This is a genomic window from Cupriavidus sp. P-10, assembly GCF_003402535.2.
GTDB lineage: Bacteria > Pseudomonadota > Gammaproteobacteria > Burkholderiales > Burkholderiaceae > Cupriavidus.
This window is the reverse complement of record NZ_AP025170.1, coordinates 2,151,513-2,166,510: the sequence shown is the minus strand read 5'-3', so window position 1 is coordinate 2,166,510 and position 14,998 is coordinate 2,151,513. Positions and strand designations below refer to the sequence as shown.

Below are 14,998 nucleotides of genomic sequence, written 5' to 3'. Positions count from 1 at the left end.
GGGTCAGATGGCGGTGGCGCAGTCCGGCACGGACAAGGTGCCGGGTGCGACGTCGACGATCTCCGGGCCGAGGAACCAGCGCGCGGCATGTGCGCCGCCCATCTCCATGCGATCGCCGGATACGCGCAACCAGTTGCCTTCGGGCAGGCCCAGCACCGGCATCTGCGGCTGCAACACGGTGAACTCGGCGAGCCGCTGGTCACGCGTTTCGCCGCGGAATCCCGGCACCACGAGGTTGAAGTAGTGCGGGTTGATCTGGAAGGGCACCAGCGCGAGCGCATCGAGGCCGCCGGGATCGGCGACGGGCATGTCGTTGGTGGTGCGGATGGTCGGGCAGGCCACGTTGGTGCCGGCGCTCCAGCCGATAAAGCGCGCGGCGCCCGAGCGCACCTGGCGCGCAATGGCGGGCAGCAGGCCGCGCTCGCGCAGGCATTGCAGCAGGCGGAAGGTATTGCCGCCACCGATGACGATCAGTTCGGCCGCTTCCACCGCCCGCACGCAGTCGGCATCGGACAGCCGGTGCGGCGAGTGCGGCGAGTGCGCTTCGATGCCAGCCGGTGCCAGCGCGTCGCGCACCTGCGTTTCGTAGCTGTCCCAGTCGCGCGTGACGCCGGCGAACGGGAGGAAGCAGGCACGGGTGCGCCCGCCGGCCAGTTCGCGGATGGCGGCGTGCGCATGGACGAGGTAGCCCGCGTCGCTGGTGGAATTGCTCAGTAACAGGAGTTCCATGGGGATAGGCTGGCTGGATTGCTAAAGTCAGGCGGTGTCGCGGGGGTGGAGCCAGAGCGGATCGCCGATGCGCTGCCCGACCGGCGCCACCGCTTGCACCAGTGTTTCGCGCAGCGCGTGGGCCTGGGCCTGGCTGACCTGCATCGCGGTGAAGGACAGGCACAGGCCGCGCACATCGCCGGAGAGCGGATCGGCCAGCGTGGTGGCCACGGCGCCAATGCCCGGCATGCCTTCATTCACCGCGACCGCGCTGCGCTCGCGGCTGGCGCTTGCCACGCGCTCGGCCAGTTCGGCCACGGTAGTGGGGCAGCCGGCGGGCGCTTCGGGCAACTTGCGCGCACCGGAGGTGCCATAGCGTGCGCTGAATTCAGCTTCCGGCAGGCGCGAGAGCAGGACGCGGCCCATCGCGGTGGTGAATGCCGGCCGGCGTGCGCCCGGCGGCGACAGCACTTGCACCGGGTTGCTGCCGTTCAGGCGCTGCAGGACCACGGTGTCGGTACCGTCGAGCATCGACAGGTAGGCGGTGAAGCCGGTGGAGTCCGACAGCGAGGCCAGGATCGCCCGGCATTGCTCGTCGAACGGATGCGCCTGTGTCGCCGCCTGGGCGGCGCGGATCAGCAGCGTCCCGGGGCGGTAGCGTCGCGAGGATGGCTGCAGCTCCAGCAGCCGGTAGCGCACCATCTGCGCCAGCAACCGCGAAGCCGAGCTCTTGGCCAGGCCGAGTTCATCAATGACGTCGTTAAACGTGACCTCGTGCCGGCCCTGTTCGAACATGGCCAGCACGCTTTCCACGCCTTCGAGAATGCTCACACCGTCGCTCCGTCTTGCTGTCTTTCCGTTAGGTTCCGTTTTTCGGAACCTAAGTTCCGTAAATCGGTTCGGAAATCATAGGACGGCTGGGATCGGAATACAAGGGGTCCGGCGAGAAGGCAAAAAAAGGGACGCTCGAAAGCGTCCCTTTGTCCATAAACGGGCGTGTGCCTCAGTGCGCCGCCATCGCGTCCGCCGAGCCGCCACCGCCCTTTGCAGGCCGCGTCAGCCAGACGAAGCCGATCAGCACGAAGAACAGCATCCCCGAGATCCAGAAGATATCGTTGGCACCCAGCATGGCCGCCTGCTGGGTGATGTTGCGCTCGATCACGCCCACCGCCTGCGCCTGGCTCATGCCCATCTGCATCAGGTGGTTGAGCTGGTCGTGGTAGGCCGGGTTGAACGGATTCACCTGCTCGACCAGCTGCGCATGGTGCAGGGCAGAGCGGTTCTCCCAAACCGTGGTCGAGATCGAGGCGCCGATGCCGCCGAAGGTGATCCGCACGAAGTTCGACAGGCCCGATGCCGCCGGAATCTTCTCGGCCGGCTGTCCCGACAGGATGATCGACGTCAGCGGGATGAAGAACATCGCCATCGCCGCGCCCTGGATCAGTGTCGGCACCATCAGCGTCCAGGTATCGACCTGCGTGGTGAAGCCCGAACGCATCAAACTGACGATGCCGAAGGTGATGAACGCGGCCGTTGCGACCCAGCGCGCATCCATCTTCGGCAGGTTGCGCCCGATGACCGGGGACAGCAGGATCGCGAAGATCCCCACCGGCGCCATCACGATGCCCGCATCCGTCGCGGTATAGCCGACGATGGTCTGCAGCCATAGCGGCAAAATCACCAGGTTGCCGAAGAACAACCCGTATGCCACCGAGATGGCCACCACGCCGGAGCTGAAGTTGCGGCCCTTGAACAGGCTGATGTCCACGATCGGATGCTTCTCGTAGGTCTCCCACGCCAGGAAGAACAGGAAGCCGACAATGGCGACCAGCGTCAGCACGACGATCTCGGTGGAGTGGAACCAGTCCAGCTCCTTGCCCTTGTCGAGCATCAGCTGCATCGACCCCACCCAGATCACCAGCAGCGCCAGGCCGATGCGGTCGATCGGCAGCATCTTGGTCGGCGTCTCGCGGTCCTTGTAGATCGCCCAGGTGGCGTAGGCGGTTATGATCCCCACCGGCACGTTGATATAGAAGATCCACGGCCACGTCATGTTGTCTGAGATCCAGCCGCCCAGCAGCGGACCCATGATGGGCGCCACCAGCGTGGTCATGCCCCACAGCGCCAGCGCCATGGTGCTTTTCGCGGGAGGATAGCTCGACAGCAGCAGCGACTGCGACAGCGGGATCATCGGCCCCGCCACCGCCCCTTGCAGGACCCGCGCGGCCAGCAGCGTTTCCAGGTTGGGCGCGACGCCGCACAGCCATGACGCCACCACGAACAGCAGGATCGACGTGATGAACAGCCGCACCGCGCCGAAGCGCGTGGTCAGCCAGCCGGTCAGTGGCACCGAGATCGCGTTGGCCACCGCGAACGAGGTGATGACCCAGGTGCCCTGGTTCGGCGCCACGCCGAGGTCGCCCGAGATTGCCGGGATCGACACGTTGGCGATCGACGAGTCGAGCACGTTCATGAACGTGGCCAGCGACAGCGCGATGGTGCCGATCACCAGCTTGCCGCCGGTCAGCGGCTGCGGCTGCTGCGGCGCCAGCGGCGCGGCAGGCCGCGCCGTTGCGCCGCCGGACTGCGCGGCGGTGATGGAGTTGGCCATGATCAGGTATGGGCAGGCTTGGCGTTCGCGGCGCTGGCCGCGTTGGCGGTGTTGGCGCCGTTAGCAGAGGGCAGCCCCGCTGCGCGGCCGCCGTTGTTGGCGGTGATGATCTGCGAGATCAGCTGGTCGGCGTCCTGCGCGACCTTGTCATAGACATCGGTCTGCATCGGCCTGGCCGGCGCGGCGTTGGCCATGGCGGCGCCTTCCTCGCGGTGCACATCGACCTTCACGGTCATCGACAGGCCCACGCGCAGCGGGTGGTCCTTGAGTTGCTGCGGATCCAGCGCGATACGCACCGGCAGGCGCTGCACCACCTTGATCCAGTTGCCGGTGGCGTTCTGAGCCGGCAGCAGCGAGAAGGCCGAGCCGGTGCCGGCCGAGAAGCCCGCGACCTTGCCCTTGTACTCCACCTTGGAGCCATACACGTCGGCCTCCAGCGTCACCGGCTGGCCGATGCGCATATGGGTGATCTGCACTTCCTTGAAGTTGGCGTCGACCCAGACCTGGTCCAGCGGCACCACTGCCATCAGCGGCGCGCCAGCGGCCACGCGCTGACCCACCTGCACCGAGCGCTTGGCCACGTAGCCGGTCACCGGCGCCGGCAGCGTCGAGCGCGCGAACGACAGATAGGCCGAACGCAGGTTGGCCGCGGCGCGCTGCACATTGGGGTGCTTCTCCACCGTGGTCTGGTCGGTCAGCGCCTTGTTCGATGCGAGTTGCTCGCGCGCGGCCAGCAGTGCCGATTCCGCGGCCTTGAGCGCGGCCTGCGCGTGCGAGATCTCTTCATTGGAGACCGCGCCCGAGCCGGCGATGGCCTGGCGGCGGCGCAGGTCTTCGCGCGCCTTGGCGACATCGGCATCGCGCAGCGCCACGTTGGCGGCGAGCGAACCGTTGTTGACGTACAGCGTGCGCACCTCGCGCACGGCCTGCGCCAGTTGCGCCTCGGCCTGTTCCATCGACACCTGGGTATCGGCCCGGTCAAGCTGGATCAGCGGCTGGCCGGCGGTGACGAGCTGCGTGTCGTCGGCGGCGATCGACACCACGGTGCCGCCGACCAGCGGGGTTACCTGCACCACGTTGCCGGCAACGTAGGCATCGTCGGTGCTTTCGAAATGGCGGGCGTACATGCCCCAGTACACGCCGTAGCCAATGCCGGCGACGACGATCGCCGCGGTCAGCGACAGCAGCAGGCGCTTGCGCTTGCTGTTGTTGTCGGTGGCCGGGGCTTGCTGGGGATTATTGGTGCCGGCCGCTTGCTGGTTATTGCTCATGATGTTCTCTGGTGAATCTTGTCTGCAATCACTGGGTGCGCGGATCAGCCGCGGGCGCCCGCCTGGGTCTTGTCCTGTTGCTGTGCGGTGCCGGCCTGGCTGTGGCCTGCATGGCCTTCCTCGCCTTCGGCGGGCTCCTGGTAGCCGCCGCCGAGCGCCTTCATCAGGCCCATTTGCAAGTCAAGGCGGCGCGCCTGCAGGTCGGTCGCGAGCCGGCGCTGCTGCAGCACGTTGCTTTCCGCATTGAGCACGGTCAGCTGCGTGCCCAGGCCTGCCTTGTAGCGCGTGGTCGCCAGCGCGTAGGCGTGCTCGGCCAGGTCCAGGGCTTCGCGCTGGGTCTGGATCTGCTTGTCGACGCTGCGGATGCTGGTCATGGTGTCTGCGGTTTCGCGCAGCGCATCGACCAGCGCCTGGTTGTAGTTGGCCACGGCGATGTCGTAGCCGGCGTACTTGCCCTTCAGGTTGGCGCGCAGCTTGCCGCCCTCGAAGATCGGCAGACGGATGGTCGGGCCGATGCCGAAGGTGCGGCTGATGCCCATCAGCAGCTTGGACGGGTCCAGCGCGGCCAGGCCGGCAAAGGCGGTCAGGCTGACGTCGGGCAGGAACTCCTTCTTGGCGACGTTGATGTCCTTGGACGCCGCTTCGACGCGCCAGCGCGCCGCCACCAGGTCGGGCCGACGCCCGAGCAGGCCGATGGTCAGGTCGTCGGGCAGGGTGGGCGTGGCCTGTGCCAGCAGCACCGGAGGCTGGATCTGCAGGCCGCGGTCCGGGCCCTTGCCCAGCAGCGCGGCGAGCTGGTTGCGGGCCAGCGCGATCTCTTCGTCGACGCGCTGCAGGTCGGTCTGCGATGCGGCCACGGTGCCGCGTGCCTGCGTGGTCTCGACCTGCGTGTCCAGGCCCGCGGCCAGTCGCTGGCGCGACAGATCGGTCAGGTCGCGGCGCTGCGCGATCGCGCGATCGGCGACGTCGCGCTGGGCATACAGCGCGGCCAGGCGGGCGTAGTTGCGCGCGATCGAGGTCGCCAGGATCAGGCGCGAGGCCTGGCTTTCCGCCTCGGCGGCGCGGTCGTCTGACAGCGCGGCTTCAAGGGCGTCGCGGTTCTTGCCCCAGAAGTCGAAGTCATAGGACAGGCCCACCTGCAGGCGCGACTGGTTCTGCCACGAGCCGGCCAGCGGCGTGCCCATGAACAGGTCGTTGTTGGAGAAGCGCTGGCGGATCAGGCTGCCTTCGAACTCCAGGTGCGGGTAGAGCGCGCTGCGCGTGGCCTCGGCCATGGCGCGCGAGGCTTCCACGCGGGCAAAGGCGGCCTGCAGGCTGGGATTGTCCTTGACCGCTTCGTCGACCAGCGCGCTCAGTTGCGGGTCCTTGAACTGGTCTACCCAGTCCTGCGTGGGCCACTGGCCGTGTTCGCCGGGCAGGGTTTGCGAGGTGGCCATCGCGGCCGGGTCGGCCATGGTCTGGGTGCTGTGCGAATTGCCGAGCGCGGCGCAGCCGGCCAGCACCGCCACGGCTACGGCGGTCAGTGCCAGCGTGCCCGCGCGGCGAGCCAGCTCGCGCGGGCGGGCCGACAGGGGGGCTTGTGAAGAGAGGGCGTGTTTCATGGTGTCGCTCCGGGTACGGAGCCATGCTTTGTGACGGGTAGTAAGGTGTGTCCGGCGTGCCGGACGATCTGCTTTGCCGGAGCCTGGCCGGCGCCGCACTACCCGCTGTAGTTATCGATGACCCTGCGCAGCATGGATTTCAGCAACTGGAGTTCGTCGGCGGAAAACCCTTTGAAGTGCTGCGACAGCACTTTGCAGAAAATGGTTGGCAGGCGGTCTGCCAGAGCTTGGCCCTGTTCGGTCAGCAACAGGTCGACCACGCGGCGGTCGTCGTCGCGGCGCTGGCGTGCGACCAGGCCGCGCTTTTCCATGCGGCTCAGCAGGCGCGTGACCGAACCCATGTCGGTATTCAGTTCACGGCCCAGGTCTGTGACGGTGCCGGCACGCCCGGTGGCGATCATGATCAGGCAACTGGCCTGCGCATGTGTGATGTCCAGGCTGCTGACCTCCTGCTCGACGCTATGTGCGAGCGTGTTCTTCGCGCGTTGCAGCAGGTAGCCGACGCTGTCGGACATCTGGTACTTGGCGGGATCGAACAGTGCGGAATCCGGCGCCGGGGGGCCGGAGGTAGGGTCGTCCTTTGACATCTTTGCCTTTGCAATCTTTGCTGAGGCAAATATATGTTCGCGTTTAAAGATGCGCAAGAACGGAAATTCGTTATTTCTTTTTTGGCAATAATGATTGCTATGCGAGTGACGGTTGAGGTCAACGCATCTTGCGCCGCAACATGCTAGAATGTTGGGTTACCTCAGATTCTCCGACCCTCCTTGCGAGAGTCGCTTTTAGCGAGACGCAGCAATGACCCGCGCCATCCGAAACATCGCCATCATCGCCCACGTCGATCATGGCAAGACCACCCTGGTCGACCAGCTCCTGCGCCAGGCAGGCACCTTCCGCGACAACCAGCAAGTCGCCGAGCGGGTGATGGACTCGAACGACCTGGAAAAGGAACGCGGGATCACGATTCTCGCGAAGAACTGTGCCGTCGAATACAACGGCACCCATATCAACATCGTCGACACCCCGGGTCACGCCGACTTCGGCGGTGAAGTGGAGCGCGTGCTGTCGATGGTCGACGGCGTGCTGCTGCTGGTCGACGCCGTGGAAGGCCCGATGCCCCAGACCCGCTTCGTCACGCGCAAGGCGCTGGCGCTGGGCCTGAAGCCGATCGTGGTGGTCAACAAGATCGACCGCCCGGGCGCGCGTCCGGACTGGGTCATCAACCAGACCTTCGACCTGTTCGACAAGCTGGGCGCCACCGACGAGCAACTCGACTTCCCGGTGATCTACGCCTCGGGCCTGAACGGCTTTGCCGGCCTGACCGAAGACGTGCGCGACGGCGACATGAAGCCGCTGTTCGAAACCGTGCTGGACAAGGTGCCGGTGCGTGACGACGATCGGGACGGCCCCCTGCAGCTGCAGATCATCTCGCTGGACTACTCCAGCTACGTCGGCAAGATCGGCGTGGGCCGCATCTCGCGTGGCCGCGCCCGTCCGCTGCAGGACGTGGTGGTCAAGTTCGGCCCGGAAGGCAACCCCATCAAGGGCCGTATCAACCAGGTGCTGAAGTTCCAGGGCCTGGAGCGCGAGATCGTGTCCGAGGCCGAAGCCGGCGACATCGTGCTGATCAACGGCATCGAAGAACTGGGTATCGGCTGCACCGTGTGCGCGCCGGACGCCCAGGACGCGCTGCCGATGCTGAAGGTGGATGAGCCGACGCTGACCATGAACTTCTGCGTCAACACCTCGCCGCTGGCGGGCCGTGAAGGCAAGTTCGTGACCAGCCGCCAGCTGCGCGAGCGCCTGGACCGCGAACTGAAGTCGAACGTGGCGCTGCGCGTGGCCGATACCGGCGACGACACCATCTTCGAAGTGTCGGGCCGCGGTGAACTGCACCTGACCATCCTGCTGGAAAACATGCGCCGTGAAGGCTACGAGCTGGCCGTGTCGCGTCCGCGCGTGGTGTTCAAGGAAATCGACGGCGTCAAGAACGAGCCGTACGAACTGCTGACCGTGGACGTCGAAGACAGCCACCAGGGCGGCGTGATGGAAGAGCTGGGCCGCCGCAAGGGCGAACTGCTCGACATGGCTTCGGACGGCAAGGGCCGTACCCGCCTGGAATACCGCATTCCGGCCCGCGGCCTGATCGGCTTCCAGGGCGAGTTCCTGACGCTGACGCGTGGCACCGGCCTGATCAGCCATATCTTCGACGACTACGCGCCGGTGCGCGAAGGCGGCCTGGGCGAGCGCCACAACGGCGTGCTGATCTCGCAGGATGACGGCGACGCCGTGGCCTACGCGCTGTGGAAGCTGCAGGACCGCGGCCGCATGTTCGTCAAGCCGGGTGATGCGCTGTATGAAGGCATGATCATCGGCATCCACAGCCGCGACAACGACTTGGTGGTCAACCCGATCAAGGGCAAGCAGCTGACCAACGTGCGTGCTTCGGGTACCGACGAAGCGGTGCGCCTGGTGCCGCCGATCCAGATGTCGCTGGAATATGCGGTGGAATTCATCGCCGACGACGAGCTGGTCGAGCTCACGCCCAAGAGCATCCGCCTGCGCAAGCGCCACCTGAAGGAGCACGAGCGCAAGCGTGCTTCGCGCGAAGGCGCGTAAGCGTCCCCGGTGTCAGAAAAACCGCGCCTTTGGGCGCGGTTTTTTTTGCCGCGTCACCACGCGCACCTGGCACCGACCTACGTTCGCGGAAGCGTCTCCGCCGCGGGCGAGCGCGGGCTGCGCCATTCCGGCGGCTTCCACAGGTAGCGGAGATCCCGCTCGCGCCACGCGTCCGCAAACATGTCGCGCCACTCGTGGAAGGTCAGCGTCAGCGGGTTGTGCGTGCGCACCTGGCGCGTGATGCCGTAGACCGGCGCCTCCCGCTCGGGGACGAAGGTGCCGAAGAGCCTGTCCCACACCGTCAGCACGCCGGCATAGTTGCGGTCGATGTACTGCGGGTTCCTGGCGTGATGCACGCGATGGACGGAAGGCGTATTGAACATCGATTCGAGCCACGGCCAGCGCCGCCCCAGCCGCGTATGGACGAAGAACTGGAATGCCAGATTCAGGCCGACGGCCAGGATCACCCAGTCCGGCGTAAAGCCGATATACGCCAGCGGAATCCAGAACAGCCACATCCCGGACAGCGGATACGTCAGGCTTTGCCGAAACGCCGTCGAGAAATTCATGCCTTCCGACGAGTGATGCGTCACGTGCGACGCCCATAGCCAGCGCACGCGATGGCTGGCGCGGTGAAACCAGTAGTAGAGGAAGTCCTGCAGCAACAGCAATAACGTGAACGACCACGCCGTTTCCGGGACGGCGCGCAGTCCATGCTGGTAACACCAGCCGTACACCGTCCGAATCATCAGCCACAGGAAGAACGCGTCAGAGGCCTGGTGCATCAGCGCGAGCGCTGCATTGGAGACGGTATCGCGCAGGCTGTACACCGACCGGTCGCGGCGCGCCCAGTACCAGGCCTCGCCGGCAATGGTCAGCAGGAAGACCGGCGCAAACGCCAGCAGCACGAGTCCGGGATCGAGCGATTCGGTTGTCATTCCGCAAGTTTGCACATTCCATCCGGAATTGCTACGAGGGGTTCCTCCAAACGTTCGCCATCATGTGGCTGCGCTGCATCCGGCCATCCTCGTATTCCTGCACGGATACGCAGTTGTGTCGCGCATAGAAAGGCAACTAATCCGGGTTAAGGAACCCTTGTGAGCGCCGTAGATGAGCAGGGCGGCGGCATACGCGTCCCCTGATTTCGCAAACTTCTTCGACCCGCTATTTTTCGCGTTTACCCCGGAGCTTCAATGTTCAAGAACACAACCATCGGAGCCAGATTGTGGTTCCTGACGATCGTTACCAACTTGTTGATTCTGATTGTCGGCGCAGTCGGTTGGCTCGGCATGTCGCGCAGCAACGATGCCACGCGCCAGATCTATTCGCAGCAATTGTCGGCCGCGGTGCATCTTGCCGAAGCGCGCTCGAACCAACTGCTGGTGCGTGTGTTGCTCGACCAGGCCACCTTTGCCACAGACCCCGCCGATGCCAGGGCCCGCGCCGCGACCGCCGAGGGCTTTGCGCGCGATTCCGAGAAGGCATGGAAGGCTTACCTCGCGCTGCCGCGCTCGGCCGAAGAGAGCAAGCTGGTCGATGATGTCACCGCCAAGCGCGAGGCATTGTTCAAGCAAGGCGTGGCCCCGATGATCGCAGCGCTGCACGCGGCCGATCGTGATGCGGTGATGCGGTACGTGCTCGAGGAAATCCCCAGGCGCGACATCGCCTTCACCGCGGTCAATGCCGAACTCAACAAGCTGCAGCTCGCCGGCGCGAAGGAGGTCTACGAAGCGTCGCAGCATCGCTATCGCAACCTGTTCACGACGTCGGTTATTGCACTGGTGCTGGGCCTGGTGTTCAGTACGGTGGTGGCGTGGCGCCTGCGCGGTTCGATCGTGCGGCCGCTCGACATTGCCATTACGCGCTTCGACAGGATCGCCGGCGGCGACCTGAGTGCCCAGGCAGCGACCAGCGGTGGCACGCATGCCGATGAGTCGGCGCGCAACGAAACGGCGCGCATGCTCGGCATGCTGGGCCGGATGCAACACAGCCTGGTGGCGATGGTGGGTGACGTGCGCGGCGGCGCCGACGCGATTGCCTCGGCCAGCAAGCAGATCGCCAGCGGCAATGCCGACCTGTCGCAGCGTACCGAGCAGCAGGCCGCATCGCTGGAAGAAACCGCATCCAGCATGGAAGAGCTGACCAGCACCGTGCGCCAGAACGCCGACAGCGCACGCGAGGCGCGCACGCTGGCCACTGACGCGAGCGCGCTGGCCGAGCGGGGCAGCGAGGCGGTGTCGCGCGTGGTCGATACCATGCGCTCGATCGACGGCAGTTCGAGCAAGATCGTCGACATCATCGACGTGATCGAGAAGATCGCGTTCCAGACCAATATCCTGGCGCTCAATGCCGCTGTCGAAGCGGCGCGCGCCGGCGAGCACGGCCGCGGCTTCGCGGTGGTGGCGGGCGATGTGCGCGACCTGGCGCAGCGCTGCGCCAGCGCGTCCAAGGAAATCCGGACGCTGATCGGCACTTCGGTGGCGAACGTGCGCGAAGGATCGGGATTGGTCGACGATGCCGGCCGTGCCATGCAGGACATCGTCGACGCGGTGCGGCGCGTGAGCGGCATCATTGGCGATATCAGCGCGGCGTCGGACGAACAGTCGCACGGCATCGAGCAGGTCAACGTGGCGGTGTCCCAGATGGACAGCATGACCCAGCAGAACGCGGCGCTGGTGGAGCAGGCCGCCGCCGCGGCTGCCTCGCTGGAAGACCAGGCCCAGCGCCTGACCTCGTTGGTGGCGACATTCAGGCTGGCCTGAGCGACCGCCCGCGGCGCCCGTGCAACGCCTGTGCATGCGCCGCAAGCTGCCCATGGGGTACGCCTGCCGGTGCGACTGGCGTAAAATCGCCAGTTGCATTGGAGGAGTAAGACATGACTGAATTCGTCACGACCGAGGTCCATGGTGGCATCGGATACCTGACGCTGAATCGTCCGCAGGCGCTCAACGCGCTGTCGCTGGACATGATCCGCGCCATCACCCAGGCGCTGCAGGCGTGGGCTTCGGCGCCCGAAGTGGTGGCAGTCGTGGTCGCCGGGGCCGGCGGCAAGGCGTTCTGCGCCGGCGGGGATATCCGCTACTTCCACAAGGCGGCGCATGAAGGCGATCCGCTGCTCGACCGGTTCTTTGTCGAGGAGTACGCGCTCAATTTCCTGATCCACCGCTACGCCAAGCCTTACATCGCGCTGATGGACGGCGTGGTGATGGGCGGCGGCATGGGCATCTCGCAAGGGGCCCGGTTGCGCCTGGTCACCGAGCGCACCAGGATGGCCATGCCCGAAACCAATATCGGCCTGTTCCCCGATGTCGGCGGCGGCTGGTTCCTGGCACGCACGCCTGGCCATATCGGCGAATACCTCGGGCTGACCGGCACTGCGATCAACGCGGCCGATGCGCTGTACGCAGGCCTGGCCGATGCCTACCTGCCGGGCAACCGACTGGCCGAGCTGGTCGATTCGCTGCGCGCGCAGCAGTTTGCCAGCTGCGATGCCGTCCTCGCGCATATCGAAGGCTTCACCGCGCCGCATCGCGCTGACTGCCTGCCTGCGCAAAGTACGCTCGCGGGCCTGTCCGCACAGATCGACGATCTGTTCGCCGGCAATACCGCGCAGGATATCCTGGCGGCCATCAGCGATGCGCCGGGCGACTGGGCCGCGCAGACCGCTGCCATGCTGCGTAGCCGCTCGCCGTTGATGCTGTGCGTGTCGCTGGAGCAGATCCGCCGCGCGCGCGGCATGTCGCTCGAAGATGAACTGCGCATGGAACTGGACATGATGTATTACGTGTTCCGCAAGGGCGACGGCGTCGAGGGCATCCGAGCGCTGGCGATCGACAAGGACCACAACCCGCGCTGGCAGCATGCCCGGCTGGATGAGGTTGGCCGCGAGACAGTCCAGTCGTTCTTCGACAGCCCGTGGCGTACGGAAGACCATCCACTCGCCGCGTTGGGAAAGGGCGCCTGATCGGTCCGTCCAACCGCCGGCGGCCGCGCGCGCCGCCCCCCTCACGGCAGGCCAGTCGCGACTCGGGTAGAGTGGTGGCTGGACCGGCGCGGGCAGCCATGGCAACCATGGCGCCTGCGCCGTCCGCTTCAACTGTCCACGCAGACAAAGGAGCCGTGATGAGCAATCCTCGTGATGTCGTTGTACTGGTGGGAAGCCTGCGCAAGGAGTCATATAACCGCAAGCTGGCCAAGGCGGTGATCGCGCAAGCGCCGGCACAACTCAAGCTGGAGATCGTCGAGATCGGCGACCTGCAGCTCTACAACCAGGACCTGGACGACAAGCCGCCCCAGACCTGGGCCGCATTCCGCGACCGCGTGCGCCGCGCCGATGCGGTGCTGTTCGTCACACCCGAATACAACCGCTCGGTCCCCGCGCCACTGAAGAATGCCATCGACGTGGGCTCGCGTCCGTACGGCAAAAGCGTCTGGGACGGCAAGCCTGCCGCCATCATCAGTGCCTCGCCGGGAGCAGTCGGCGGGTTTGGGGCCAATCATCACCTGCGGCAGTCGCTGGTGTTCCTCAATATGCCGATCCTGCAGCAGCCCGAGGCGTATATCAGCGGCGTCGACAAGCTGTTCGACGAGCAGGGCGGCATTGCCAACGAATCGACGCGGGGCTTCCTCGACAAATTCCTGACCACGTTCGGCGCGTGGATCGACAAGACTGCGGCCGCGCGATGATCTCGCGGGCAACCGGCCCGGGGCGCTACTGAAGGTTGGTGCCCCCCGGCGAAAGATCTGCCGGGGTGGTAAACTGATGCGCCTTCCGAAAAGCCGCGATACCGCTGCGGCTGCATTGTGTGCGACGCCCCCGGCGCACGGGAGCTGCCTCCACCGGGCGCTGTTGATATCTACGAGTAGCATGAGGATTGGCCACGCCGATCCGTTCCGAAATGACCCATTTTCAAGGTAAACCTGCCGCGGCAAGTCCGCGCCGCGTATCCGTGGCGCCGATGATGGATTGGACTGACCGCCATTGCCGCACCTTCCACCGCCAGCTCAGCCGCCATACCTGGCTGTACACCGAGATGGTGACCACCGGTGCGCTGCTGCATGGCGACGTGCCGCGCCACCTGGATTTCGATGCGGCAGAGCACCCGGTCGCGCTTCAGTTGGGCGGCAGCGAGCCGGCCGACCTAGCCGAGGCAGCCAGGCTGGGCGAGCAATGGGGCTACAAGGAGGTCAACCTGAATTGCGGCTGTCCGTCCGAGCGCGTGCAGCGCGGCGCCTTCGGCGCCTGCCTGATGGCGGAGCCGCAACTGGTCGCCGATTGCGTGAAGGCAATGCGCGATGCGGTCAGCATCCCCGTAACGGTGAAACATCGCATCGGCATCGATACCATCGAGCACTACGATTTTGTGCGCGATTTTGTCGGCACGGTCGCGGAGGCGGGGTGCGACACATTTATCGTTCATGCGCGCAATGCCATCCTGAAAGGCCTGAGTCCGAAGGAAAACCGCGAAATCCCGCCGCTGCGTTATGAAGTGGCCTATCAGTTGAAGCAGGAATTTCCGCAACTGGAGATCCTGATCAATGGTGGCATCGTCACCCATGACGAGATGGCGCGGCATCTGCAACACGTCGACGGCGTGATGATCGGCCGCGAGGCGTATCACCAGCCCTATGTCCTGGCCGAAATGGATAAGCGCTTCTACGGCGATGCTGATGCGCCGGTACGGTCGCGGCTGGATGCCGAGCTATCGATGCAGCGCTATATCGGCGACCTGGTCGAACGCGGCGGGTATATGGGTGCGGTCACTCGGCATATGCTGGGGCTGTACCGCGGCATTGCCGGAGGGCGCGGCTGGCGCCGTGTGTTGTCCGATGCGAAGCGCATGCATGCCGCACGCACGCGTGCCGATGTCGATGCGCTGTTTGAAGAGGCGCGCGCACACCTGCGTCCCCTGGCGTCAGAACCGCTGGCGGCATAAAGCAAGCCGCGCTGAACGACGCCGCCACATAGCGCTTGAGTGCTTGCTCTAACACCGAATCGTCAAATTGTGCAGGGATTCCCGAGGGTTGCGCGCGCGACACTTGCGATGCCAATTCGGCCGGTAACTGGCGTCTGCAAAGGGATTCCCCTAATTCGCCGAGGCAGGGCACTTTTTTACACTGTGCCCTGCCCTCGAATACAGGGCTTTCTTCAACTGATTATTCAGCCCGCCTCGGCGGGCTTTTTTTCG

At 65.6% G+C, this 14,998-nt stretch carries 12 protein-coding genes; 5 read left to right on the top strand and 7 right to left on the bottom strand.

Annotation, left to right across the window (positions count from 1 at the left end):
• Positions 1–3 precede the first annotated feature (3 nt).
• The 6 genes from pepE to CTP10_RS09960 form a co-directional block, all read right to left on the bottom strand.
• On the bottom strand, positions 4–729 hold the full coding sequence (gene pepE / locus CTP10_RS09985) for a dipeptidase PepE (RefSeq protein ID WP_116320445.1): 726 nt from the start codon (positions 727–729) through the stop codon (positions 4–6).
• Between the two features lie 27 nt (positions 730–756).
• Positions 757–1,539 (bottom strand): IclR family transcriptional regulator, encoded by a 783-nt coding sequence (locus CTP10_RS09980; RefSeq protein ID WP_116320446.1) that lies wholly within the window; start codon positions 1,537–1,539, stop codon positions 757–759.
• A 172-nt stretch (positions 1,540–1,711) separates the two neighbouring features.
• Positions 1,712–3,319 (bottom strand): DHA2 family efflux MFS transporter permease subunit, encoded by a 1,608-nt coding sequence (locus CTP10_RS09975; RefSeq protein ID WP_116320447.1) that lies wholly within the window; start codon positions 3,317–3,319, stop codon positions 1,712–1,714.
• Positions 3,320–3,321: 2 nt separating this feature from the next.
• Positions 3,322–4,590, bottom strand: a complete 1,269-nt coding sequence (locus CTP10_RS09970; RefSeq protein ID WP_116320448.1) for an HlyD family secretion protein — start codon at positions 4,588–4,590, stop codon at positions 3,322–3,324.
• A 44-nt stretch (positions 4,591–4,634) separates the two neighbouring features.
• Positions 4,635–6,191 carry an efflux transporter outer membrane subunit gene (locus CTP10_RS09965; protein ID WP_116320449.1) on the bottom strand — a complete coding sequence of 519 codons (1,557 nt, stop codon included), beginning with the start codon at positions 6,189–6,191 and terminating at the stop codon, positions 4,635–4,637.
• Positions 6,192–6,289: 98 nt separating this feature from the next.
• Positions 6,290–6,778, bottom strand: a complete 489-nt coding sequence (locus tag CTP10_RS09960) for a MarR family winged helix-turn-helix transcriptional regulator (protein WP_116320450.1) — start codon at positions 6,776–6,778, stop codon at positions 6,290–6,292.
• 211 nt (positions 6,779–6,989) lie between these two features.
• On the opposite strand from CTP10_RS09960, the gene typA reads away from it, so the two are divergent.
• The gene (gene typA, locus CTP10_RS09955; RefSeq protein WP_018309183.1) at positions 6,990–8,810 is read left to right on the top strand and encodes a translational GTPase TypA; all 1,821 of its coding nucleotides are present in this window, start codon (positions 6,990–6,992) and stop codon (positions 8,808–8,810) included.
• 77 nt (positions 8,811–8,887) lie between these two features.
• Here typA and CTP10_RS09950 read toward each other — a convergent pair whose 3' ends face one another.
• A complete protein-coding gene (locus CTP10_RS09950) occupies positions 8,888–9,748 on the bottom strand; it encodes a sterol desaturase family protein (protein ID WP_116320451.1) in 861 nt (286 codons plus the stop codon).
• 255 nt (positions 9,749–10,003) lie between these two features.
• On the opposite strand from CTP10_RS09950, the gene CTP10_RS09945 reads away from it, so the two are divergent.
• From CTP10_RS09945 to dusA, 4 genes are all read left to right on the top strand, one after another.
• Positions 10,004–11,572, top strand: coding sequence for a methyl-accepting chemotaxis protein (locus CTP10_RS09945; protein WP_116320452.1), 1,569 nt, complete (start codon positions 10,004–10,006; stop codon positions 11,570–11,572).
• Positions 11,573–11,685: 113 nt separating this feature from the next.
• Positions 11,686–12,774: an enoyl-CoA hydratase/isomerase family protein gene (locus tag CTP10_RS09940; protein ID WP_116320453.1), complete on the top strand. Its 1,089-nt coding sequence runs from the start codon at positions 11,686–11,688 to the stop codon at positions 12,772–12,774.
• A gap of 158 nt (positions 12,775–12,932) precedes the next feature.
• On the top strand, positions 12,933–13,496 hold the full coding sequence (locus CTP10_RS09935) for an NADPH-dependent FMN reductase (protein WP_116320454.1): 564 nt from the start codon (positions 12,933–12,935) through the stop codon (positions 13,494–13,496).
• Positions 13,497–13,708: 212 nt separating this feature from the next.
• A complete protein-coding gene (dusA, locus tag CTP10_RS09930) occupies positions 13,709–14,746 on the top strand; it encodes a tRNA dihydrouridine(20/20a) synthase DusA (protein ID WP_116320455.1) in 1,038 nt (345 codons plus the stop codon).
• Positions 14,747–14,998: the final 252 nt, after the last annotated feature.